Origin of the sequence: Ignatzschineria ureiclastica, assembly GCF_003121845.1 — a bacterium.
Taxonomy (GTDB): Bacteria; Pseudomonadota; Gammaproteobacteria; order Cardiobacteriales; family Wohlfahrtiimonadaceae; genus Ignatzschineria; species Ignatzschineria ureiclastica.
Genome location: NZ_QEWQ01000002.1, coordinates 134,578 through 159,757, shown reverse-complemented (window position 1 = coordinate 159,757; position 25,180 = coordinate 134,578). Strand labels below are relative to the sequence as shown.

18 protein-coding genes and 2 pseudogenes are annotated in these 25,180 nt (G+C 38.7%); all 20 read right to left on the bottom strand.

Going from position 1 to position 25,180, the window contains the following annotated elements; all coding sequences use genetic code 11:
- Position 1 precedes the first annotated feature (1 nt).
- Positions 2-1,561: an aminoglycoside phosphotransferase family protein gene (locus tag DC083_RS03485; RefSeq protein ID WP_109188877.1), complete on the bottom strand. Its 1,560-nt coding sequence runs from the start codon at positions 1,559-1,561 to the stop codon at positions 2-4.
- A complete protein-coding gene (locus DC083_RS03480) occupies positions 1,558-2,295 on the bottom strand; it encodes a glycosyltransferase family 2 protein (RefSeq protein ID WP_109188876.1) in 738 nt (245 codons plus the stop codon). Before DC083_RS03480 ends, DC083_RS03485 begins: the two co-directional genes overlap by 4 nt.
- Before the next feature lie 60 nt (positions 2,296-2,355).
- Positions 2,356-4,422, bottom strand: coding sequence for a capsular polysaccharide biosynthesis protein (locus DC083_RS03475; protein ID WP_189364623.1), 2,067 nt, complete (start codon positions 4,420-4,422; stop codon positions 2,356-2,358).
- Between the two features lie 100 nt (positions 4,423-4,522).
- A complete protein-coding gene (gene galE / locus DC083_RS03470; RefSeq protein WP_109188875.1) occupies positions 4,523-5,539 on the bottom strand; it encodes a UDP-glucose 4-epimerase GalE in 1,017 nt (338 codons plus the stop codon).
- Positions 5,536-7,206: a glucose-6-phosphate isomerase gene (gene pgi / locus DC083_RS03465; protein WP_109188966.1), complete on the bottom strand. Its 1,671-nt coding sequence runs from the start codon at positions 7,204-7,206 to the stop codon at positions 5,536-5,538. The genes galE and pgi overlap by 4 nt, the downstream gene beginning before the upstream one ends.
- Before the next feature lie 41 nt (positions 7,207-7,247).
- Positions 7,248-8,522, bottom strand: coding sequence for a nucleotide sugar dehydrogenase (locus DC083_RS03460; protein WP_109188874.1), 1,275 nt, complete (start codon positions 8,520-8,522; stop codon positions 7,248-7,250).
- An 87-nt stretch (positions 8,523-8,609) separates the two neighbouring features.
- Complete coding sequence (gene galU / locus DC083_RS03455; protein WP_109188873.1) at positions 8,610-9,485, bottom strand: UTP--glucose-1-phosphate uridylyltransferase GalU; 876 nt, start codon at positions 9,483-9,485, stop codon at positions 8,610-8,612.
- Between the two features lie 152 nt (positions 9,486-9,637).
- The gene (locus tag DC083_RS03450) at positions 9,638-10,600 is read right to left on the bottom strand and encodes a CgeB family protein (RefSeq protein ID WP_109188965.1); all 963 of its coding nucleotides are present in this window, start codon (positions 10,598-10,600) and stop codon (positions 9,638-9,640) included.
- Positions 10,601-10,795: 195 nt separating this feature from the next.
- Positions 10,796-11,182 (bottom strand): annotated as a pseudogene (locus tag DC083_RS03445) (transposase); the annotation flags it as partial.
- 13 nt (positions 11,183-11,195) lie between these two features.
- Positions 11,196-11,438, bottom strand: coding sequence for a hypothetical protein (locus DC083_RS10310; protein ID WP_109188871.1), 243 nt, complete (start codon positions 11,436-11,438; stop codon positions 11,196-11,198).
- A 3-nt stretch (positions 11,439-11,441) separates the two neighbouring features.
- Positions 11,442-12,413, bottom strand: a pseudogene (locus DC083_RS10355) (CgeB family protein).
- Positions 12,414-12,417: 4 nt separating this feature from the next.
- Complete coding sequence (locus DC083_RS03430) at positions 12,418-14,883, bottom strand: hypothetical protein (protein WP_109188870.1); 2,466 nt, start codon at positions 14,881-14,883, stop codon at positions 12,418-12,420.
- 27 nt (positions 14,884-14,910) lie between these two features.
- Positions 14,911-16,443: a hypothetical protein gene (locus DC083_RS03425; RefSeq protein WP_109188869.1), complete on the bottom strand. Its 1,533-nt coding sequence runs from the start codon at positions 16,441-16,443 to the stop codon at positions 14,911-14,913.
- Positions 16,444-18,648: a glycosyltransferase family 4 protein gene (locus DC083_RS03420; protein WP_109188868.1), complete on the bottom strand. Its 2,205-nt coding sequence runs from the start codon at positions 18,646-18,648 to the stop codon at positions 16,444-16,446. It abuts the gene before it with no gap.
- A 6-nt stretch (positions 18,649-18,654) separates the two neighbouring features.
- Positions 18,655-19,911: a UDP-N-acetyl-D-mannosamine dehydrogenase gene (gene wecC / locus DC083_RS03415; protein ID WP_109188867.1), complete on the bottom strand. Its 1,257-nt coding sequence runs from the start codon at positions 19,909-19,911 to the stop codon at positions 18,655-18,657.
- Positions 19,912-19,953: 42 nt separating this feature from the next.
- Complete coding sequence (gene wecB / locus DC083_RS03410; RefSeq protein WP_123059720.1) at positions 19,954-21,081, bottom strand: non-hydrolyzing UDP-N-acetylglucosamine 2-epimerase; 1,128 nt, start codon at positions 21,079-21,081, stop codon at positions 19,954-19,956.
- Positions 21,082-21,101: 20 nt separating this feature from the next.
- Positions 21,102-21,761: an ABC transporter ATP-binding protein gene (locus tag DC083_RS03405; RefSeq protein ID WP_109188865.1), complete on the bottom strand. Its 660-nt coding sequence runs from the start codon at positions 21,759-21,761 to the stop codon at positions 21,102-21,104.
- Positions 21,758-22,552: an ABC transporter permease gene (locus DC083_RS03400; protein WP_109188864.1), complete on the bottom strand. Its 795-nt coding sequence runs from the start codon at positions 22,550-22,552 to the stop codon at positions 21,758-21,760. The genes DC083_RS03405 and DC083_RS03400 overlap by 4 nt, the downstream gene beginning before the upstream one ends.
- 62 nt (positions 22,553-22,614) lie before the next feature.
- Complete coding sequence (locus DC083_RS03395) at positions 22,615-23,694, bottom strand: polysaccharide biosynthesis/export family protein (protein WP_109188863.1); 1,080 nt, start codon at positions 23,692-23,694, stop codon at positions 22,615-22,617.
- Positions 23,695-24,004: 310 nt separating this feature from the next.
- Positions 24,005-25,111: a KpsE/RkpR family capsule polysaccharide export protein gene (locus tag DC083_RS03390; protein ID WP_109188862.1), complete on the bottom strand. Its 1,107-nt coding sequence runs from the start codon at positions 25,109-25,111 to the stop codon at positions 24,005-24,007.
- Between the last annotated feature and the right edge of the window lie 69 nt (positions 25,112-25,180).

Sequence of the window (25,180 nt, the reverse complement as noted above, 5' to 3'; positions counted from 1 at the left end):
ATTATTTCAAATATAAATAATAAAGTCTAAATGCATTCAATAACATCGCATCCTGCCGATCTGGTCGATCATTATGAAGAGGGAGCATTGAGAAGAAAAGAAGTATGACACCTGGCAAGATATCTTGTAATGTTACGCCTTTTAGGAAACTGATCTTCGCGAAGAGCGCCTGAATCTCGGCAATGCGATCATCAATATCAAAGTGCAATAGAACCTCTGATGTCCCGGCATTCTCTATTAGAAAATCTCCGGAGATAATAAAGTCATAGAGCCCGATCACTGAGTGCGTTAACTTTGCATAATCATATTTAAGATCTCCATAGAGTGTAAAATTCCCGGCGCTATCTAAGCCTCGTGGATCAATCAGTTTTAAACGTAGCCCTCTAGAATCAAAGAGCATATTGCTAAAGCAGAGGTCCCCATGCAAAATACCCAACCGACTAGGTAATTTCAAAGTCGCCTCGATCGCCTCCCGGCAAATCTCCCGTATAGAGGGCAGTTTCTTACCGGCATAATAGGTAGGAAGATCTAAGGAAATACCGCTCTCTTTGGCAAATTGCGCAATCCGCTCATCCGTTTTCTCTGCGATCAAACGCTGATATTCTGCCGTTATCTCCGCCGGTATCGCGACATTCTCGCTACTCGATAGCGCAAACCATCTTTTGACTTCATCAAAGATCACCTGCCAATCTTGTACCTGATTCTGCCCATGCACAAAGAGCTCATTAAGGGGCATGGAAGAGAGATATTCTAATGAATAACCTAACTTTCCATTGAGCGTAGATTCCCCGAGATAGAGCGGTGTAAAGATCCGCAGATGCTTGGGAATTGCCTCGAACCAATGCGCCTCTGCTGCAATCTTGCGAGTAGGCTCTCCAGACTTTGTGACAACCCCATTCTCGATCTGTAGCGTATTAAATGCCCGCTGTGTTGTCAGATTCGCTCTAGCGGCAAAATAGGTATTAATATGCCCTAAATCTTGCCAATGTTCAGTCATGCCATAAGCCACGTTGCACTGCTTAGCATAATATTTCACTGCCTCATTAAAGTGATCCCGCACTAGAGCCAAACTTTTGAGCAGCAGTGATTTATGACTAAAGCTAAAATAACCACACCAAACCAAATTATCCTGATGCAAAATCGTATCAACATATTCCCAATTATAAGAGTTCTTCACCTTCGCAATGGCGATCAGATCATCGCTTACTTCTGCGAAGGAGAAATCAGCAATGTAAGTATCGCCGTAGAGAATACGAACCGGCTTCTCATCCTCTGTTGTTGAAACATTGAGCGTATAGAGAATCGCTTCACTCAGAGAGAACTGATCCGGCACTTGAATCACTTCAATCTCTAACCGATCAATCTGCTTTTGTAAAATCTCAGTTATTTCAAAGGATTCCGGCAACGTCAGGGTAATCTGATCATCGTAAAATTGCCGTAAGGTCATCACTTGATGCTCTAATAACTTTTTATTCCCTAAGGGCAGGAATGTCGGGGGAATCGCCCCTAACTCCACTTGAAACTCTGCCGAGAGATAGGCCGATGACGTGATAATAATCATGGCGCTTCTCCTGATGGTTGTGCCCCAGAAACGGATGCGCACATCGCTTCATACTCCGCCGGCACGCCACAAAAATCGATCTGATCTAACCCCACTAATTGATAGCGAATATCTGCGCCCCTTTCGATCATACGATTGTAAAGCGGTGCAATATAGAGCTCACCATTGACTAAATCTTGCGCCTTAAACGCCGCTTCCACTAAGGAAACAAACTGCTGTGACGATCGAAAATAGTAGAGACCATTACTACAGAGATCCGATACTCGCTCTTTCTCTGTGGTTCGAACCACGTGATTGCTCTCTCCCGGCACCGCAAAGGACCAATGATCCCCTGCCCCTTTAAAGACCTCAAGATATCCATCGCACTCAAGATACCAGCTTGGCTTCTCAAAATCATTCAGCTTTGAATCAATATTAAAGATAAACAAGGCTTCATCCGCTAAACCTTGAATCCCTCGATAAACCGTATCCGCCTGCCCTAATGTCTCCTCTTCAAGTGCCACTAAATGGTAATCTTTAATCCCTAACCTTGCAATTTCCGCTTCGATAAAGGCTTTCGTATCGTAGATATCTCGATAGATAAAGACAAAACAATCACTACTAAAATAACGCGCAAATGAGCGTACCGCCCAAGTAAACACCGTTTCATTCCCAAGGGGCAATTGATATTTTGGTAATGTATAACCTGCACGAAAAAAGCGGGAACTCAAACCCGCCATGGGAATAACAATCATCTACGACTCCTTTGAGCCTAGCACTCTATAGATCTCTTCAATCATCCATGAAATCCCCCACTACCATTTTAGAGTCTGAATCAATCCTTTAAACTGCTGCCACTTACGTTCCGGCCAATTAGAGTGAATTGTATTACTTTGTTTAACTGCCTCTCTCTCTGTTGTTAATGCCTGTAATGCACTTAATGCATTGGTCATCTTTCCCGTCTTAAGATCAAGATAAGTTGGATATAAGATCAATGTGCCTGCTATTAACTCGGATAAAGTTAAAGCCCGCCCCCGTCGATTCTCTAGAGTATAACGATCTTCTGTCAATCCCCAGCCTGCATAAAATGGTATGCCGTAGCAACTAACTTTTTTACCTCTTAGTAGCGCCTCAAATCCTGAAAGCGACGTCATGGTATGAAGCTCATCACACTGCTCTATCAGAGAGATAATATCAGCCTCATCCATAATAATATCAGCATAACGCAGCGCTTCATCCTCGGCAATGATCCCTACTCTATTACCACTCACGACATCAGGATGCGGTTTATAGACAATATAAGCGTGTGGATTTTGCCGGCGAACCTCCGTTAATAATCCTAAGTTCGTCTTGATATCCCGAGTGCCTGTCTGTATTGAAGCATCATCTTCCACTTGCCCTGGCACTAAAAGAATCGGTTTACCTCCCACATTTGGAAGCCTACAATCCTGCCGACCTACATTATATTTCCCCATCTTATTGGCAATTAGTGCTGCCTGTAACTGCTCAGCTTCCTGTAATAGTGAGGGGTCAAATAGAGATTCTGCTAAAATTTGCTCTAAACGAGAGGGGGTACTTGCATCAAAATAGATTCCAAGATCATCTAATACCAAGGATCGAGGCGGTACAAGATTAGATCCCAATCCGACCGAGCGAATGAAACCATCTTCCATACGAAGAATGGGTAATTGTACTCTATTTGCCCACTCCGCTAATTCAGGGAATTTTTTCCCCCATAGTAAGAGTCGAATATTTTGCTTCCTTGCCTCTATGGGCAAAGATTGATAAGCCTTTTGTAGCTGTTTCGGCGTTCGAAAAAAACGTAATTGATTATTATACCCTTGAATAAAAGGACGGATAATTTGCCGTTTCCACAATGAGAGCCCAACACACCAAATTTCCCCGGCAATAAGCGCTTCTCGCCGTTTCATCATCACTAAATAGTCAATCACATCAAAAATCGTCCCACGCTTGCCGGTATAAGGATTCAGATAACGACAATATTGTAAATAACTCGCCGTAAAAAGCGCTAATAACGACCGCTCTGATCTCCGAGATTGAAAATCTGCTGCTAAAACATTAGGATGTCGGTCTTCCGTTAAGCCCCATCCGGCATACCAAGGCACCCCGAAAGTCGTCACCTTTTTGCCGAGCATCAATGCCTCAAATCCCATCTGCGAAGTTGCAACATAGATCTGATCCATCTTTTCAAGCAATGAATGAGGATGGATATCCTCGGTTAGAAGCGTAACCTGAGGATCTTGCTGCAACTGAGGCATTAAATCAGTGAAATGCCCTGCCCGTTTCCCAGCTAATACATCGGGGTGGATTTTAATCCAGATATGACTCTCTGGGTGTTCCTTTTTAGCCTGCGCTAACATCTCAATGAAAGTATTCGGTGACACGCCGCCATATTGTAGAGACATATCGCCAAATGTTTGGTCAATGATCAATAGCTGAGACTTCGTTGTATCAAGTGAGAGCGCTTCCGGCCAACCTACAGGCAAGTAATTATATTTTGTTAAATGGTGTTTTCGAATTAGCGCTAATGCCCGAGCCCCTTCTTCTAAATGGGGTTGTAGCACTTGATGATCGATGATGAGCTGTTCAAGCCTTGAAGTCTTACTTGCATCATAATAGATACCAAGATCATCTACCACTAAAGAGAGCGGCTCATCACCTGAGACACCTAACCCCATAGAACGCAAAAAGCCATCCTCTAAAGTCACAAAAGGAAGATGATGTTTATGCGCATAAGCCCTAGCTCTAATTGTATTGGGTTTATTTCCCCAGCCAATAACTGATTTAGATCCTAAATCATTTAAAAATTTTATCAATAATCGACGTCTTCGCCACAAACCAAATGTTAATGTTACTAACACTAATATCCCTTTAAAATAAGATTGCAAGCTAATTCATCATTAACTAACTATTCATCTATCACATTATAATGATATAAAACTCTATCTCATCACAAACAGATCATTCCCGATACCCTTTCGGATTCAACTTCTGCCAGCGCCAGCTATCTTCTAACATCTCTTTTAAGGCAAATTGTGGCTTCCAACCAAGCTCTACAATGGCGCGGCGGTTGTCAGCATAGGAGATTGCCACATCACCACTTCTACGATCGGTAATCTCAAAAGGGATCGTCACGTGATTGACCGCTTCAAAGGTGTTTTTCATCTCTAACACAGAAGTCCCATTCCCCGTCCCGATATTCCAAGCTCGGCATCCTGTCTCTTCTAAACGATTCTGTAAAGCAGATAGATGGGCCCTCGCAAGATCGACCACATGGATATAATCCCGAACGCCGGTTCCATCTTCTGTAGGATAATCATCCCCGAAGATATAGAGTTTCTCTCGCATTCCCACCGCTACTTGTGTCATAAAAGGCATCAGGTTATTCGGAATACCTTGCGGATCTTCCCCTATCTGCCCACTTGGGTGCGCACCCACAGGATTAAAATAACGCAAAAGCGCAATCGACCAGCGTGGATCTGCTTTTGAAGCTTTTTGCAGTAACTGCTCTACGATCAACTTAGTATAGCCATAATTATTTGACGGCATTCCAGTGGGCATCTCTTCTGTCAAGGGCGATATATTGGCCTCATCATAAACCGTCGCCGAGGAACTAAAGATCATAGTAAAGCACTCTGCCCGTGCCATCGCCTCCATTAAGGAGACTGAGCCGGCGATATTATTATCAAAGTAGATAAGCGGCTTCTCTTGACTCTCTCCCACCGCCTTAAGCCCGGCAAAGTGAATCACCGCACGAATCTCATGCGCGTTAAACACCGCATCTAATGCCACCCCATCTCGAATATCCCCTTCGATAAAGGTCAAGGTTTTATGGGTTAATGCTTCCACTCTACGCAGCGATTCTAATGAACTATTTGAGAGATTATCAAAAACCACCACCTCAAACCCTGCATTTAAGAGCTCAATACAGGTATGAGAACCGATATATCCAGCGCCACCCGTTACTAAAATTTTCATTGATTATTCCTCGCTGTTGTTAAGCTTTGAATCAAACCTCTTGTGGATGAGTCTACCATATTGAGAGATTCTTGATTACCCTTTATCATCGGAATCAATTGATTTGCAATCTCTTTTCCTTTCTCAACCCCCCATTGATCAAAGGGATTAATTTCCCAAATCACCGATTGCACAAAGACCTTATGTTCATAGAGTGCGATCAACATCCCAAGCGTCTTCGGCGTTAATCGCTCTATAAGTAACGTGGTACTCGGCTGATTACCTTGGTACTGTTTATAGAGCGGTAATTCTGTCGCATCCTCTTGTAGGGCATCATTACCAAAAGCTAATAATCGAGATTGCGCAAAGCAGTTGGCAAGCGCCAAATCGTGCTGCTCAAGCAGTGCTTCAGCACTCTCACTATAGGTAAACTGGGCATCACTATATCGATGAATCGGTGCAATAAAATCGGCGCTCACCGCCTGAGTACCTTGATGGAGTAATTGATAAAATGCGTGCTGTGCATTTGGCCCCACTTCGCCCCAGATAATCGGACAAGTGGTATAGTCTACTCGTGAGGATTCTCGGGTAATATCTTTCCCGTTAGACTCCATCTCGAGCTGTTGCAAATAACTGGCGAAATATTTCAAACGGCCATCATAAGGCAATACCGCATGAGTCTGAATATCAAGAAAATTACTATTCCAAATCCCAATAAGTGCCAATAATGCCGGTAGGTTTTCCGCTAATGCCGCTTGTTGAAAATGTTCATCTATCAGATGCGCACCAGCTAAGAAGTTTTTAAACTCCGTTACCCCAATGGTCAATGCAATCGGCAAACCAATACAAGACCAGAGGGAATAGCGTCCCCCCACCCAATCCCAGAGTAAGAGTTGTCGATCCGGTGCAATACCCCATTTTGTCATCGCCGGGACATTAGTCGAGACGCCGATAAAATGATTATGCAATACCGCTTCCGATAACCCTAAATGACGATCTAACCAGTGCCTCACTGTCTCGGCATTTTTGAGCGTATCAATGGTGCCAAAGGATTTAGAAGAGATAATAAAGAGCGTAGTTTCCGGGCGAAGTCGATGCAGTAATTCGGATAATTGACTGCCATCCATCGTCGATACAAAGTGGATACGCAGTGGTTTCTCAGTAGCCACTTTAAAATCAGAGAGTGCATAGCTTGCCATCAAGGGTCCAAGATCTGATCCCCCAACGCCGATATTCACCACATCAGTGATCACTTCTCCGGTAGCCCCCCGATATTGCCCTTGGTGAATCTTCTCCACCAGCGCATACATCTTCTCTAACGCTTGATGAATCCCCCGAGCAATAGTTTGATTAATCCCCATTGTCAGCAGTTTTTGCTCCGGCGTTCTCAGCGCCCAATGCATCGCCGCCCGTCCCTCGCTCTGATTGATCTTCGTTTCAGAAAAGAGTGTTTGAATCGCTTCAGGCAACCCGGCGGCAATGGCTAAATCCTGTAATTGCGCCACAATCGAGGAGTCTAATCGCTGCTTACTAAAGTCCACCAAGAGCTCTTCTAAGCGAAAACTCAATTGATGAAAACGATTCGGGTATTTCAAAAAGAGCTGCGTTAAATGGCTCTCTTCAAATCGTGCTGCTGATTGTTGCAGAGGTTCAAAATAGCTATTTTGGGTTAAAGGACAGCCTTTCATTGTCAATGGTTTTGATACAAATGATTTTGCTACAGACTCTTTCATCGTCCTACTCCTTCATAGATAAAGCCTTCTGTGCGCATAAATTCGGGATCATAGATATTACGTCCATCTAAAATATAAGGATGCTGCATTTGTTGTTTCATTTTTTGATAATCAGGCGCATAGAATGATTTCCACGCAGTCAATATAAAGAGCGCATCCGTACTTTGCAGCGCATCATATTGATCCTTCGCATAATAGATCTCTATATCGGGATATAGAGCCTTCACCTCTACCATCGCCATAGGATCAAAGAGACGGATTTTCACCCCTTCGGCATTAAGCGCTTTAAGCATCTTATGAATGGGGGAATTGTAAGTACTTGCGGTCTCTTCCTTAAATGAAGCGCCCCAAATAGCCACCGTTTTAGCGTGGAGTTGCGTTCCATAGTAGCGCCAGAACTTCCGGAAGAGCACCTCTTTCTGATCCTCATTGATCTCCCATACCTGCTCTAAGAGCCGACTCTTCACGCCCCGTTGCTCCACCTCTTTGGAGAGCATTAAGATATCACTTGAGAAATTTTCACCCCCAAATCCCGCTCCCGGCGATAGATACGCCCCGCCAATCCGCCGATCTGCCGCTAAGCCTTGTTTGATATTACTAATATCCACGCCGATCGTCTCTGCCACATTCGCAAGGTCATTCATATAGCTAATTCGAGTCGCCAGCATCCCCGAGATGCTGAGCTTGGTTAACTCGGCATCTAAAATCGGCATCAAGAGCCATTGACTCTCATGGGGGAAAAAGGGGCGGAAAAGCTCTTTGAGAAGTCGCAATGCTTCTGGCGTTTCAACGCCGATAATCAGTCGCTCCTGCCCCGTAAAACTCTGAATCGCATTTCCCTCTTGAATAATATCCGGTAGATATGCCCATTGCGCTTGCGGCAAGAGCTGTTGTAATCGCTTAGTCCCATAGAGGCCAAAGGTTGAGCCATTAATCAGTAAAGGTTGCGATTGTTGAGTAGAAGAATCTGTAATGACTCGCTCTTTCGCTAAATTGAGTAAAAAAGCTTCCGCTTTCTCCATCTCTAACGTGTCATAGCAGAGCAGATAACACTCAATATCCTCAGGCAGATCCCGAAAAGTCTCTACCACTTGAAAGGTCTTTTGAGTCGCTAACTCTTCTAATGCTAAACGTAGATGGAGATCTTGTAGATCCGAGAAAAAATGCGTTGTCTCTTGATCAAAAAAGAGCGTTAAACGATTCCCATATTTGGATAATAATGCGGTTAAAACACCTGCTTGGAGTGTTGCACCCACCACTGCAATCTTCATATTTAAACTCTATTCCTATTGTGCGATTATTATGTAATTAATCTCGTTAATCTACCACATTATCGAACTCTGTATGGAATAACTACTCTACTGCATCGCCTTGATCATCGCCCGAAAAGACTCCCCTAATGTTGGGTGAATCGATCCATAATGCAAAACCGCTTCGAGATAACCTAATTTACTCCCACAATCAAAGGTTTGCCCATACATTCGGTAAGCTTCAATCGGCTGCTTTTGCTGTAACATCGCAATCGCATCGGTGAGCTGAATCTCATTTCCCGCCCCTTTCGGCGTTTTTTCCAGGAGCGACATAATCTCCCCGGGCAGGATATAGCGCCCAATCACCGAGAGATTTGATGGCGCTTGATCTACTGCTGGTTTCTCCACAATCCCCTGCATCGGCACCGATTGCCCGCTCTCAGGTTCTGTTGCCACCGCCACAATCCCATATTGATCCACCAAGTGATTCGGCACCGCTTCTACCATAATCTGTGCGGCATTAGTCTTCCCATATTGATCGATCATCGCTTTCAGATCGTGTTGCCCCGCTTCGTTATAAACTAAAACATCTGGCAGTAATACCGCAAACGCCTCATCTTCTTGAATCAATGATTTCGCACAGAGTACTGCATGACCAAGCCCTAAGGGTTGCCCTTGGCGAACACTAATTATCCGCACATGTTCAGGAATAATCGCTTCAATCTCCGCAAGGATGTCGAACTTGCCCTTCTCTTTGAGAATCGTCTCTAATTCAAAATTGTGATCAAAATAGTTTTCAATACTCGCCTTAGAGCTATGAGTAACAAGGATAATCTCCTCAATCCCGGCACTCACCGCCTCTTTCACCACATATTCAATCACCGGACGATCCACCACCGTCACCATCTCTTTTGGAATCGCCTTACTCGCCGGCAAAAATCGGGTACCTAAGCCTGCAACAGGCAATATTGCTTTTTTGATCATGAAATATTCTCACCATATAAAAATATAATAACACTAATGATATCAATAATTGATGCAACAATAGAATAATTAGTGTTAATAAGTATCTGCTCATAGTGAAATAATACTGCAATCTGTCAATTATTATAGGCATTTTATATTTCATTCATCTACTACTTGAATCCTATCACTTTTGCAATCTCTGCCAAACGGTGCTCCCAAGTATGATATTTTGCCACATATTCAGCGCCTGCTCTCGCTCTTTCCAAATCATCCTGATTTGGACCATGCTTTAATCGATCAAATAACTCTCGCATCTCTTCTTCATTGCGAACAACATGACAATAATCTTTAAAGAGTTTTTCAACAGAGAGTGCCGGTGTTGTTACTGCAATACCGCCACACGCTAAAATCTCTACTAATCTCCGAGAGAACATTGTTGGCGAATCGGTGATCGTATTCACATTAAGGGAAACTAGATAATCCTTATAGATCTGCCCTGTTTTAGGATATTTAACAGCCTTTTTAATTTCCATATTAGGAAGTATTGGATAACGATAATTATTCGACTTTCGATTAGAATTGCGATCAAACACCGTTAAACCTAATCCTGTTTCAGTTGCCGTTTCAAATAACTCATTTTGCCATTCTCTCCGCTCATCATGGATATGATGACTATAACTTCCGACAAAATTAGCACGATGATACTTAAAATTAAAACCCTCAAAAAAGTGAAATTTCGGTTGAACTGCAAACATCAAAGAGTGAACAGAAGCATCCTGCCCCATCACGGTCTTATAACGTGGGATACAGGTCTCATCTACCGTAAAAACATGATCAAAAAGCTTTGCACTATCGATAAAACGGTCAAAATGAACCGAGTCTTCCTTATTCCAAAAAACGGTTGGAATCCCCAGATCTTTCGCCCTTGTAACAAGCTTCTTGAGCTTCTCATTGTTTCTATCAGGGTAATCTGGATAAGCAGCAATTTTAAACTTCCAACGATTCCAATGCCCTTTCCATGCTGACTCTACCAGTAATACTTTTGCCGAAGAGAGACGTATCGTCCGGTGTGCACGGTCAATCGAAGATCGGGTCAACTCATCCGATACGAGGTAAATTTTGTCTAATGTCATCATTTAAAATATTACTGAATAATTCCTAAAACATAAAAGAGATACATTTTACCCCTTTAATATTTATCAAGCAATTAAGGATAACAGTAAGCTGTGAACTTAGCATCAAGCACATAGTTCATGACAGTATTTTCTCCCAATACTGTAAACAACGCTAGTAAATCCTACATACTAGCAAATACCGTAAGCTTACCGTCAAGCGCACAGCTCATAACTAGAGAATTTTTCGGTTAATTGTTTTTTAAATTCACTGGGAGGTAAATTTCCCAGTGATTCATGAGGTCTTTCTTCGTTATAACTTAACATCCAAGCCCAACTAAGTTCCCGCACCTGCGCTAGTGAGGAGAATAAATAGGGATTTAATACTTCCGTTCGATAACTGCGATTAAAACGTTCGATATAAGCATTTTGATTTGGCTTTCCTGGCTCAATATAACAGATCCTAACGTGATTATTTTCACACCATTTTGTAAAAGCTGAAGAAGTCATTTCACTGCCATTATCGACACGAATCATTCTAGGAACACCTCTTTCTTCTTTAAGTTGCTCTAAAACTCTCACAACTCTAGTGGCCGGTAGTGTAATCCTCCCCTTTTTAGGGGGGATTACACATGGAGCGAAGGAAGCCATCTTCAATCAAAATAGCGCCTTGCAAACCCTTCTTTTTAGCAAGATTAATTGCGCGTAAGCCACTCTTTTTATAGCCCCATCCTAAGATGTAATCCTCAGCCTGATAAGAAGATCCAACAATTAAATGAGATGCAGAAAAAAAGGGGCGCCATCTCTTAAGACGACGCCACAATCCAAAACTCATTACAGGAATCTTAATCTTCTCCATCTGTTACTTGAATCCTATCACTTTTGCGATCTCTGCTAAACGATGCTCCCAAGTGTGATATTTTGCTACATATTCTGCCCCGGCACGAGCGCGCTCCAGATCCTCTTGACTTGGTCCATGCTTTAAACGATTAAATAGCTCTCGCATCTCTTCTTCTGTCTGCACAATGTGGCAATAATCGGCAAAAAGTCGATCTACAGAGAGCGCCGGCGTTGTTACCGCTATACCGCCACAAGCCAAAATCTCCACCAATCGCCGGGAGAACATTGTTGGCGAATCGGTAATTGTATTCACATTTAAAGAAACTAAGTAGTCTTTATAGATCTGCCCCGTCTTAGGATATTTGACTGCTTTTTTAATCTCCATATTAGGAAGAGTAGGATAACGATAATTATCTGATTTACGATTGGAATTACGATCAAATACGGTTAACCCTAAGCCTGTTTCAGTTGCTGTTTCAAATAATCCATTTTACCATATTCTACGCTCATCATGGATATGATGACTATAACTACCGACAAAATTAGCACGATGATGCTTAAAATTAAAACCCTCAAAAAAATGAAATTTAGGCTGAACCGCAAACATCAAAGAATGAACAGAAGCATCCTGCCCCATCACCGCCTTATAACGGGGAATACAGGTCTCATCTACCGTAAAAACATGGTCAAACAGCTTCGCACTATCGATAAATCGATCAAAATGCACCCCATCTTCTTTATTCCAAAAGACCGTAGGAATCCCACGATCTTTCGCTTTCTGCACTAATCTTTTAAGCTTATCATTATTGCGTTCAGGATGATCCGGACACGATGCAATCTTATATTTCCAACGATTCCAACGACCTTGCCATGCTGATTCCACCAATAATATCTTGCATGTTGATCCTAATAAATAGGTTTTAACAATATTGTTTTCAGCTAACAAACAAGAATAAGTCAAATTATCTAAAATTAACTTTATTTTATATAGCATATACTTACTGTCTTCTGACAGTTGCTATTAATTCAGAGAACATATTTTTACTTTCCCCAACATGACCTCGGGGATCATTGAATATAATATACTTAATATTTGAATGGATAAAGTTATTTGTTCCAATATTTAAAGCTTCCAATAATGGCGTAAAATGCTTTGTATAATGATGAACATCTTTCTCATTTTGATATATTAAACCTTTAAAATCATTTTCCTTACTTCTTATAACATCTATAATAGAGGTATGATAATCCGAATACTCAAAACCACTAACCTCGTAAAATAAATTAACTGTACTTGTTGCAATATAGTCTTTGATCTGAATTTGAGGATTAATAGCTACACTCTTTATATTATTCCCCATATATGCTGCTATATTTAGAGCGGCAAATCCTCCACCAGAAGAACCATAAATAACGATATCCCCTATAGAAATATTTAAAGATTTTGCTACTTGTAATATTACTTCTCTAATTTCAGGGAGTAATGGAAATTTTTTAGAACCTAAATACCAACCTAATCTTAAATTTTTATCTAATTCTAGAGTAGGATCATTTATATTCAATACATGATCTTCAATCTCACTAGCCCAACTATATCTTTGAAAAACGGGCAATATAACTTTCTTTCTATCTCCAACAGCCCCATTTAATAAAACTGTTAATTTAGAACTTGTCCCTTTCTTGTAAAAAGTATTAAAAATATAGTTTGATGTACGAATATCATTTCGCCCTTCAACTAAATTACTACTATTTAATTCATTTATATCAAGATTTTTAATACTCCCCAAATATCGTGCTGCATTAGATGTTTTAGCAACAATAACATTATCCTGTTTTTTAATAAAACCTCTTACTGCATAAACCCCAGGTTGCGTCATTTTATACCGCAAGCTATTGGCTTTCGAATACCATTTTGTATCAATTTTTTTATTATTTAAGTATACATAGAAAGCATATTCATGATCATCAGAATCTTCAGCCTCATAAATAGATACATCTATATAATCTTCACTAATTTTTAATACAACATCAAAACTATCATATACATCATCAAGGATTTTATTAATGGGCAAATTTTTTAATTCAGGCAAATACTGCTGAATTGCATGTTTAAATAAAACAGCCCCTTGTCTATCCTCTGGCGTTACTGATAAAAACAAATTTAATATTTTCCTAGCATTACATAGAACTATTGTTTCAGCTGCTGGATCAGTTTCAGATACTACTAAAGAGTGCCAAATTCCCATTCTATGTTCCCAATAAAAAAGATCTATCGGATCATAATTATAAATGGCGTTATTTACCAACGTCTTAGAATATTCTAAAAATACATCTTGCACGAGAATACTACCTAACAAATTTTTATCATATAAATATGTAAATGTCTTTGCTAAATCGATGGCTGAGTTTCTATCAAAATTAATATTTTTAAGTCTATCGCTAAAAAACTGGCGTCCTATTTCATACAGATTTGATCTAATTAAAACACTATTTGAACCAAATTTTTGACTATATGCGAAAGAAATTCGGTGAGCATGAGTGCCATAAACTGAATTATTCCGTAAATTCAAAGAATAGTTTTTATAATCTACAGAGCTATAATTAAACTCACCATCAACATCTAAAACAAAATAATTTAACTTCAATATCTTAGAAATTATTTTTGACCAGTTAACGTCAGATAAATGTATTTTATTACCATCGTAAAAATAAGTAAAATGCTGAATTTCCTCAAAATCCTTTGTTACTGTTAAAGTATATCTGCTATCAACCCCCGCCGTTAAAGAGCTGTATAGTTTTTTATTCATATTAATCAAACTTTTAATCTGATTACTCATGTATAAATAGATATCAGCCACTATCTCATTTACATCCAAATCTTGAAGTAAACCCTCTCGAGGAAAAAATCTCTGAATATTTTTATCTGTAATATTAATTTCAAAATTAGGTGGCAGTATTCTATATCCTTTATAAGGAGTATAGAACCCTGGATAACCATACTTATATCCTCTTTTGCACTTCGTAAGTCTATACTTTTCTAAAGCAGATAATGTGATACTCTCATCTATTTTTTTAAAATAACTAAAATGAGATGATACTATGTTGAAGTTATCATTATAATAAATACTCTTCATAGATGTAGCGTCAGATAATGCTTTTATTTTCCCTTCCTCATAGTAGATAATTACATATCGTCCTGAATAAAAATCCAACTCTTCGTGCATTTTATTAGATTTTAATGATTCAAATAAAGCATCCATAGACTTATCAATTGAAGAGGTAGTATTTCTAATATCTAAAAATGTTCCAATTAAAAGAATAAACTGTCCATCTCTACTTTTTTTTATTCTAAAATCAAGATCTTGCTCATAATAAAAAAAACAATCATTTATATTAATAAACTCTAAATCTAAATCCAATTTTAATTTGGAAAAAACAAAACCTCTTGGAGCATATTTATACATAAAACTTCTCTTCTACTTAATAACAAATTAATAAATAATATTTAATATAGGCATTATTGAAATATTATTTGCCACCCATTGTAACTCTATTGGTGCTTTTTTAAGAAACTGTGCTTTCTCACTAGCAATGAGTTCATTAAAACTTTCTTTTCCGCCAATCTTAAGATCTAAGCGTTTAGAGTTTTCCTCCAATGTCCCATATACCCTATATTCAAGATTAAAATTTGATAAACTTTCTTTTCTCTTATTAAATAGATCTAAACACAATTTTAACTGTTGAATATTCATGTTTTTATCTGTGTCATCAAAAGGAAAAAAAGCCAATGTTTTATCTAATAAGAAAAACATATGATAAAAGATCATTCTCGGATTAGATGGATATTTATCAATTATAAAGTCTGATAAACGCTCTAATCTAGCATCACACAAAGGACTAAATATAACAGTAGATAAACTCCTAAACCAATTTCTCCCAAAATGAAATCTAGCTCTAAAGTTTCTAGAGTGATGCAACATACTTTTAGTGTCATCAATATCTAAATTATTACTTTCAAAGTAATTTAAAAACTCTTTTTTAACTAATTCATAAGATTTTATATCATTGGGAAAGTATTTTTTTAAACGACTTATAACTTGCCTAGGGGTTCCTGAATACTGCCCTCGAAGACTTTCCCCTCCTGCACCATGTAAATGAAGAGCATTTGGTGCTACTAAATATCGAGGTTTATATAATTTAGTATAAATCCCAGCATTACCATATTTATATAATTCATAAACAAGAAAATCACTTGGTATTGATTCCCCTTCCGGCATTGAGTTATTAGATAATTGACCGCCATAATATTTTGAAATTACATCAGCTATAACATAATCATCTTCGAATTTTTTATTACTAACTATTTGTAAATCTTCTATAACTCCAGAATTATAAGCAATACCAAAAACACTTCTAGAGTCTAACCCTCCTGTTAAATCGCATCTTAAATTACCTTTAGGTAATGTTTTCCTTATAGCTTTTAGAACCATAGATAAATCTTGTAATGTATAATCTAAATACTTAATATAATCTTCTATGTCATTAACAACAATATTACAAAATTGTATTTTTTTAATATTTACATTACCTGATTTAATCTCTATACGATGACCTCTAGGAATAATCTTTATATTTTCAACAATTGTATTATTCGTAATTGGCTGATTCCCTAAAGAATGACTTATCTTATAAGAGTTTAATGCAGGATAATAAATACTTAATTTCTCTCCTCTCTTTTTAAGCTCCTCAACCAATTTATATAGTGAATTAGATATAGCCCAAAAGCCTTTTTTTTCATACAAAAAAATTGCATCCTGCCCTGTAGGATCATTCTGTACAACTATCAATTCGCTTATCATATCGCGAAATACTAAGGAATACCTTCCTCCAGATAAGTCTCTTAATTTATGTTCATTAGAACTATATTCTTCCAGACCCTTTAGTGATAAAACGACATTACCGCCCCCATAGGCAATACCTGAAAAATAATTAAAAATATCTGAATTCTTATCTAAATAAAACATCTATAAAAACCTCTCTAAACTTTCAACTGCAATATTAGCTGTTTTTTCCCATGTTCTATTTTTTAAAACCCACTCTCTTCCATTAGCTCCATACGCTAATACACTAAGATCATCTACCAATAGTAACTCTTCTAACACTTTCGCTAATGATTCCGGGTTCCCCTTATCAAAGACTCGACCCGTTTGTCTATCTGTTATCATTTCCACTAATGCATGAACACTAGAAACAATTACTGTTTTTTCCATTGCTAAAGCTTCCAAAGGCTTCATTGGAGAAACCATTTCACAGACTGGCCACGGTTTTCTTGGGAAAGGAGCTATATCTATTAATGAGTAATAGGCCTCAACCTCTTCATAAGGAACTCTTCCAGGCATTATTAACCAATCTGCAAAGCCATTCTGCTCAGCAATCTCATAAATTTGTTGGGTAATAGGCCCTCTATCTAAACCTGTTGCATTCTCATTACCTACAATTAACAAACGAAACTCAAGTCCTTGCTTCTTCAATATTGCACAAGCACTTGCTAAATCTTCCAAGCCTTCATAAATAACAAATGTACCTATATAACCAATAACAAGAATAGACTCCGGAATATTTAGTTTTTTCAGTAAACTTAAGTCTTTTCCCCTGGGATTAAAGTGCTCTGGATTACACGAGTTTGGTAATAATGTGATCTCTGTTTTTACACCACGTTTTTTTAGTTCATCCCTCATTGCTGAAGTCAAGGTGAAAACATGATCTGCATGATTTGCAACCTCGGTCTCTAATCTTCTTTGATTTGCAAATCGAGGACTTTTCGCAAATTCCGGCTCTCTAGATAGTCGAGTAATTTCCCAGAAACCCCTAACTTCATAAATAAAAGGGATACCCAGTTTTTTAGCAGCAATCATTGCTGGAAAGGCAGTTAGGTAATTGGATGCCGCCATTATCAAGCTGGGTCTTATTTCTTTAAACTTATCAATTAACGCATCCACAGATTGAGCCATATACTCAAAAGAAGTAATTCCTCTTCTCTGAGGATTTTCAATTAAATGATAATTAACCCCATCTTCTATACTTAATAACGGTAAGGAATGAGGCTCTACATCATCCTTAATATCATATGGAAACCCAGGTCTATTGATGACTTCTATATCTAGCCCTTGCTCTTTTAATCCTAACAGCAAGCCATGACCTCTAGTTGCATACCCTCCCGAAGAATAAGGAAAGCTATTATGAAGTATATAGCAAACCTTTCCTTTTATAGGAATATAATTTTCATCGACTCGAATATCATCTAATAAACTTAAAACTTCCAACTCAGAAAAAGTATTATGATAATCCCTTTTAAGTTTTGAATAACTGTTAAAAAACAGTTTGTTTTTAGGATTTTTCTCTTTTTCTATTTTGATAATCGATAAGCACTCTAAACAAAACTCCCGAGCACCTAAATGTCTTCCTATCCAATAAGCCGCTCTTGCTATTGCTTCTGTAGGACAAATTTCTACAGCCTTTTCAGCAAGGAAAATAGCTACTTCACTATCACCTGACTCTAATCGCAAGTATTTAGCTACTTTTACCAACAATGTAGCTTTATATATATCATCTTGATCTAGTGTGTAAATAGCTTTCAAAAATTTATCAATATTATTTTTTTTAAAATTTTTTTTAATAAATAATTCAATAGCCTGTTCACTTTTCAGATCCGGAGCTACTACCAATGATTGAATAGTGTACTCGTCTTTATGAATATATTGCTCTTCAATTTCATTATACTTAGATAAACCTATACGATTGACAAGTGAACTTTTCAAACTCGCAATAGATCTTTTTTGAAAATCAACACCTTCTCTAACCGAATAAAAAGACTCTAAATTCCTAATTTGAGAGTAACATTCGGAATACATTTCTGATTTCAAACAGCACCAAGCATAAGCACGTCTATTTTTTTCAGAGGAATGATAACTCAAAGCTAATTGAACTAACAATAACCTATCAGCAATATCTTCTTCCTTTATAAGATTAGAAAGTCTTAGATATATTTCAGAAACTCTTTTCCGTCCTAAAAACTGAGATAAAAAGCTAACTCTAGAAATCAAGGCATAAACACCCTGATTTCTATAAGCCATAAACATAAAGTCATCATCCAAAACTTGAGCTAGCGTTTTACTATACTTTTTATTAGATACAATATCTCGCCATAACTTTACTAATTTTTTTTTCATAGCTGATTAAATAATTCCTTTAGTATCAATTACCCATTGATTTTCATTAACTTCCAAAGGTGACTCAATAAATTCTTTATGATCAACTAAAACAACTAAAATATCGGCATCGATAGATTTTGGGTTATACGATTTCAAATCTAAATTATACTTTTCTAGTACTGGATGATCAGTTTCGATATTCGGTTCAATCGCTGTAATTTGACCGGGATAAGCTTGAGCTAAGCGGCTAGCGATTAATAGCGCAGGACTTTCACGTAAATCATCAATATTCGGTTTAAAAGCAAGACCGTAACAAGCGATTTTGACCTCTTCTTTCGCTTTACCAAGCTTTTCTGCACACGCCTCGACTGCCTGATTCACTTTATTGATGACCCATTCAGGCTTACCTTCATTAACTTCTCGTGCAAGGCGAGTGATTTTTGCAAGTTCCGGCGTTTTATCCACAATAAACCACGGATCAACTGCAATACAGTGCCCACCAACACCGGGACCAGGCTGCAAGATATTAACGCGAGGATGACGATTAGCAAGTGCAATCAATTCCCATACATTGATATCAAGCTTATCAGCGATTAAAGAAAGTTCATTAGCAAACGCAATATTCACATCACGGAAAGCATTCTCTGTCAATTTACTCATCTCAGCAGTACGGGCATTAGTCTTCACTAGATCTGCTTTTACGAAGATGCGGTAGATTTCAATTGCTTTATCAGAGCAGTCATCAGTAATACCACCAATAATGCGATCATTTTCCACAAGTTCTTTCACCACTTGTCCAGGTAATACACGTTCTGGACAATAAGCCACATAGATATCATGATCTTCTCTGCCTTCATGAGGAAATTTAAGATCTGGTCTTGCTGCTTCTAACCACTCAATCATCTGTTCAGTAGTTCCAACCGGTGAAGTCGACTCTAAAATAATAACATTACCTTTCTCTAGCACCGGTGCAATGGCCTTAGTAACCGCTTCAATGTAACTCACATCAGGTTCATGATCCCCTTTAAATGGGGTAGGAACTGCAATTACAAACGCATCCGCTTTTTCAGGCACTGTCGTAGCCCGTAAAGTTCCTCTTTCTACTGACGCTTTAACTAGATCCTCTAACAGAGGTTCAACAATATGAATCTTACCTTGATTAATAGTATCTACTGCATGCTGATTAACATCAACACCAATCACCTCGGCTCCATGAGTAGCAAACATCGCAGCTGCGGGTAATCCAATATACCCTAATCCAATTACTGATATCTTTTTCATTTTTCATTCCTTTGATTTAATTTTTTTACAACAACCTTAAAATCACTTATTTTTTAATAAGTATTTCACGATATACTCCGCAGCACGGCCATCTCCATATGGGTTTTTTGCTTGAGCCATCTGCTGATAATAATCATCATTTTCTATAAGCCGTATACATTCCTTAATGATATTATCTCTATTTGACCCTACCAATTTGACTGTTCCCGCCTTAACCGCCTCTGGTCTCTCGGTGGTATCTCTCATTACTAATACTGGTTTTTTCAATGAAGGTGCTTCTTCTTGAACGCCACCAGAATCACTTAAAATAAACTTGGCATGCTTCATTAAGTAGATAAAAGGAAGGTAATCTTGTGGTTCTATCAAACTAACATTACCTACTTCACCTAAAATACGTTTGATCGGTTGACGGACATTAGGGTTAAGATGCATTGGTAATACAAAAGTATATTGAGGATAACGCTCAGCAAGATGTTTAACTGCTTCACAAATATTGATAATTCCCTCACCATGATTCTCCCGGCGATGGGCGGTAATGAGAATAGAAGTCCCCTCCTCTTTTAAGAAAGGAAACTGCACTCGCATCTCTTCTTTTAGGTCAGGTGCTTCTAAGCGATCGACAACCTTTAAGAGCGCATCAATCACTGTATTACCTGTCACAGCAATACGCTCTTCCACAACTGCTTCTTTCAATAAATTTGCCTTTGCATCTTCAGTCGGAGCAAAGTGTAATGCACTCAATACCCCTGTCAAACAACGATTTCCTTCCTCTGGCCATGGAGAATAGAGATTATAAGTTCTCAGCCCTGCTTCTACATGCCCTATAGGAATACGTTGGTAAAATGCGGCTAAGCTTGCAGCAAAGGTAGTAGAGGTATCACCATGAACTAAGATGTAATCTGGTTGAAACTCTTTTAATATGGGGGTAAGGTTCAACAGAATGACTGAAGTAATTCCCTCTAGAGTCTGCCCCGGTTTCATAATATTAAGATCATAATCTGGCGTAATTTCAAAGAGCATTAGAACCTGATCAAGCATCTCACGATGCTGAGCTGTCACACAAACGCGCGATTCCACACCTTCTTGAGCCTCTAAAGCTTTTACTACTGGCGCCATCTTAATGGCTTCTGGACGAGTTCCAAATATCGTTAAAACTTTCACACTATACATCCTTGATTGTCATTGAAAATTTATAAGCTCTGATAAACCTTAATACCTTCCTCTACATCCTCATAAATCTTTGCTTGTCCTTGATCTATGATGATCACTAAATCGCACATCGTACGAACTTGGGTCATACCATGTGTTACTAATATAATGTTCGCCTTACCGACCTTATCTTTAAAAGCTTGGCTCGCTTTCTTCTTAAAATGAGCATCTCCAACGGACATCGCTTCATCTACGAGATAGTAGTCAAAATCAAAAGCTAAACTAAGGCCAAATGCCACACGACCTTTCATCCCTGAAGAGTAGGTTTTTGTAGGTAAATCGAAATAATCCCCTATCTCTGCAAACTCTTCTACATAGCGCACAATTGTTTGTAGATCCTTTCCTCGAAATCCTTGAGTTCTTGCAACAAATTGTGCGTTTTCTCGTCCTGAAAGCGATCCCTGAAATCCCCCCGATAACCCCACCGGCCAAGAGATTGATTTATCGGTAATAATCCGTCCGCTGTCCGGAGAATCTACCTTGGCTAATAGATTCATTAAAGTGGATTTACCTGCACCATTCTTCCCGATAATTGCGACATTTTTTCCTTCGGGGATAGCAAAAGAGAGATCTCGAAAAATATACTTTCGGCCAGCTTTATGGTGGAGATAAGATTTCGTGATATTTTCAACTTTAATCATCGTACAAGTAACCTCTGCCGCCGAATACGATAAAGTCCTGCTCCAACGAATAACACTAATACTGTACAGATAAATGGATAAATCTGACTTACACCTGAAATTTCTGGATAGTTAGAAAATACAGCCTCACGAATATTACTGATGATATGCGCAAAAGGATTCCATAGAACCCATGGAAGATATTTCTCAGGAATAATCCAAAGTGGGAAAATAATTCCTGATATCAAATAAATAGGTAAAAATAGAATTCGAATAAAACTCTTCACATTCGGCATCACGATTGTAATAACCGATAAAATGATGCCTAAGCCAAATGAAAATAGGATAGCAATAGTCAATGCATAGAGCCATTCTAGTGGATAGGCAACTAAAACATCGTACCCCGCCCAGAATCCCAAAATAAAAATAAAGACCCCATAGATAACGCTAGAAATAGAGACTTCTACCAATACTCGAGCGACATAGGTATCAAATATTTTGATATTAGGGTACGCAAATAACGCCTGATTAGCACCAATAGAATCCATCAATTTAAAGATAATATTGCGCATCAGAAAAAAAGGAATAATTCCGGTCAAAAAGAACATGGGATATTCCATCCCTGGGACTGATCGTGCTCGAATAATAGAAAAGATAAAGATCATTACCCCTATATGTGCAGCGGGTTCAAAAAGCATCCAAAACGCTCCCATACGTCGCTCACCAAAGCGAGTCAAATATTCACGCAATACTAATGCAAAGAGCACATCTTGCATAATTTGAAATGGTTTGCGTTTTAAGACTTGAGACATAATGAAAACCTAGAGTGGATAAAAAACTGAATTAAAAGAGATTTCTCTATATTGATCTCTACTTAATTACTAACTGTATTGCCTAATACCAGTACTTGAATAATAGGAGATATCAGCTTTTGAAATTCATACGTTGCGGCATTGGTGACATAGATTGCATCTTCCGGCTGAACCAAAAATTGTTGAGCGACGAACATAGAAGTAGGATCTTTAAGATTCAACTGAAACACTTGGGGCTTTTCTTTGGCCGTAATGGTATTCGTCTTAGAGTCATATTGCGTCCCATCCGCTAGACGAAATACAAAGACACCACTTGCATTTGCTTTCTGTTCACTTAATCCACCAATAGTCCCTAAAGCATCAAGCAGTGTTGGACTTTTAGAGGGAAAATCATGTAAACCGGGTTTTTGTACAGCACCCATTGCTACAAACCGTTTTTTAGCCCGCTCCACAACAACCTCTGTATTGGCTGAAATAGGATGATTCATGCCATTAAGAAGATCTTCATAGTTATAACGCGAAACCTGCTGACCATTACGCACCACCACATCCACAAGATAAGGTTCAAGCTTGGGTCCACCTGCAAGATTCACCACATCAAGTAACGTCAAAGGTCCTTCTAAGGTAGAATAACGTCCGGGTTTATTGACATCTCCGGCAACAAGAATAGATCCGCCAAGATCTCCCGTGATATTAATAAAAACCTGTGGGTCTGTGACATAGCGTTTCAATTGCTCACGAATCTTTGCCTCAGCTTGCGTTGTTGTCAATCCGCGTAAACTTAAACTGCCAACATAAGGTAAAGAAATTGCCCCCTGGCTATTTAAACGAACCTTTTCAAATACAGTTCCACCAGCTGAAAGAGGCGCGAAAAGCGCTCCATCTTCAGCACTATCGGAGATCATAACGCTAATAACATCTCCCGGTGTAAGATACAACTCAGGAATAGCAGGTTTGCTGACTGTCTTCTTTAATTGAGTCAATTGAGGCCGCATATACTGTGCAATGGTTGAAGGCTTCAATTCAATAAACTCATACCCACCAGCAATTTGAGGCTCTTGTTGATCCATTCCCTGAGAGCGAATAGCATTAGCACCAGGACCAGCAGCAGAAAGTGTTCCTGAGCAGGCAGTCAAAACCATAGAAAAAAAACAACAACCTAATAACAACCATTTCTGATTGCTATTTTTTATTAAACTGTCTTGAGTTGTTTTTATTATTTTTAAGTTGTGAATCATAAAAAGAAAACCTCTACCTAACCATCGATATACAACATCTTCTCGCCACTCAAAAAAGCACAACTACTTATTTGCTCATCTTATGGAAAACTATAATTTAACACAATACAACCTTATAAGCTCGCTATATTACCATTTAATATCAAAAATTAATGATTATTATCATATAAGAGATATCTCAAAGCGTTAGAAATAATCTGATATGAATTGGCATCTACTCACGATGATCTTGGATTGAGGCTATTACAAACTTTGTAATACCATAAGCAAGGAGTAGTACGATTAAAATCGTAATCAAATCATAAATTCTTTTGGGATAAGTCGCTTCTTCAGGGAGATTAGGCTTAACTACCGCAATAAGACTACGAATATTTCGTATCGTCTCGAGCTTAGCATTTTCCACTACCGCTAAACTTGCTTTATAAAGCTCTTCTGCAACTAAAACATCCACCTGTAAACGTCTATATTCTGAAGTGATTGTATTGAGAACATCTGTTGCTTCATACTCTCCCGAGGTTGCACGTTTCTGTTCTGCTTCTAATTGTGCAATTAACGCATTAATCTTGCTCTCTTGCGCTTTGATTTGTGGCGCATTCACTGCTAATCGGCTCTTGAGTCCTGTTAACCTTGCCTGCTCCGTCGCAATCATAGATTCTAGACTAGAAATAATTTGACTAACTGAAGTGATCGCAATGTCCGCGCTTAATATTTGATGTTCATTCTGAAACTCTACCATCTTTGTACGCATCTCTTCATAGCGTTCAGTTGCTGTTAACAACTCGCGCTGTGAAAAGGCCAATTTTTCATCAGCCATTGAGCGTGTAATATTGTTAATAAAAATACTACTCTGATGTAAAATCTCATTTAAAATTGTTTCCGCATATTCAGGTGTAAAAGCTTCAACTTCAACAGTCAACAGCCCTGTTGTTTCATTGTAATTAGTTCTAACCATGCGTTGGTAAAACTTCAATCTATCTTCCTGAGGCGCGTCCTTTGAAAGATCAAACAAAGGGTCATACCACCGACCAGCATAATGATCTGTCCAATCAAGCTTCTCCTCTAAGATCGCTAACATATCGTGAGAGGCAATATACTCTCTCAAATAAAGAGTATCCTCTCGAGAAACAGGATCAGCAGATCCCATCAAAAGCGCTAATCCTGGGACAGCGCCCTGCTGGCCTGTTTCTTGTTGTCTTACGACCACTTGCGAACTACTTACATAACGATTTGCAGCTAATATTACTAGATAAAAAAGCGCAATAAGAAATGGTAAAATAACCACCACTACAAATAAACGATTTTTAAATATCCCCTTTTTCATCTCTATAAACCTATGCCTTTTATCATTTTAACTAAGACTTCTTAATCTCTATCTGCCGTACTGAAGCTT

Excerpts from the sequence above, each read along its gene's own strand:
- DC083_RS03460 (WP_109188874.1), bottom strand. The coding sequence starts at position 8,522 with ATGAAGATTGCAGTGGTGGGTGCAACACTCCAAGCAGGTGTTTTAACC.
- DC083_RS03395 (WP_109188863.1), bottom strand. The coding sequence starts at position 23,694 with ATGGTTTTGACTGCCTGCTCAGGAACACTTTCTGCTGCTGGTCCTGGT.
- DC083_RS03430 (WP_109188870.1), bottom strand. The coding sequence starts at position 14,883 with ATGTATAAATATGCTCCAAGAGGTTTTGTTTTTTCCAAATTAAAATTG.
- DC083_RS03425 (WP_109188869.1), bottom strand. The coding sequence starts at position 16,443 with ATGTTTTATTTAGATAAGAATTCAGATATTTTTAATTATTTTTCAGGT.
- pgi (WP_109188966.1), bottom strand. The coding sequence starts at position 7,206 with ATGAAAGGCTGTCCTTTAACCCAAAATAGCTATTTTGAACCTCTGCAA.
- galU (WP_109188873.1), bottom strand. The coding sequence starts at position 9,485 with ATGATCAAAAAAGCAATATTGCCTGTTGCAGGCTTAGGTACCCGATTT.
- DC083_RS03405 (WP_109188865.1), bottom strand. The coding sequence starts at position 21,761 with ATGATTAAAGTTGAAAATATCACGAAATCTTATCTCCACCATAAAGCT.
- DC083_RS03390 (WP_109188862.1), bottom strand. The coding sequence starts at position 25,111 with ATGAAAAAGGGGATATTTAAAAATCGTTTATTTGTAGTGGTGGTTATT.
- DC083_RS03480 (WP_109188876.1), bottom strand. The coding sequence starts at position 2,295 with ATGATTGTTATTCCCATGGCGGGTTTGAGTTCCCGCTTTTTTCGTGCA.
- galE (WP_109188875.1), bottom strand. The coding sequence starts at position 5,539 with ATGAAAATTTTAGTAACGGGTGGCGCTGGATATATCGGTTCTCATACC.
- wecC (WP_109188867.1), bottom strand. The coding sequence starts at position 19,911 with ATGAAAAAGATATCAGTAATTGGATTAGGGTATATTGGATTACCCGCA.
- DC083_RS03450 (WP_109188965.1), bottom strand. The coding sequence starts at position 10,600 with ATGACATTAGACAAAATTTACCTCGTATCGGATGAGTTGACCCGATCT.
- wecB (WP_123059720.1), bottom strand. The coding sequence starts at position 21,081 with ATGTATAGTGTGAAAGTTTTAACGATATTTGGAACTCGTCCAGAAGCC.
- DC083_RS03420 (WP_109188868.1), bottom strand. The coding sequence starts at position 18,648 with ATGAAAAAAAAATTAGTAAAGTTATGGCGAGATATTGTATCTAATAAA.
- DC083_RS03485 (WP_109188877.1), bottom strand. The coding sequence starts at position 1,561 with ATGATTATTATCACGTCATCGGCCTATCTCTCGGCAGAGTTTCAAGTG.
- DC083_RS10310 (WP_109188871.1), bottom strand. The coding sequence starts at position 11,438 with ATGGAGAAGATTAAGATTCCTGTAATGAGTTTTGGATTGTGGCGTCGT.
- DC083_RS03400 (WP_109188864.1), bottom strand. The coding sequence starts at position 22,552 with ATGTCTCAAGTCTTAAAACGCAAACCATTTCAAATTATGCAAGATGTG.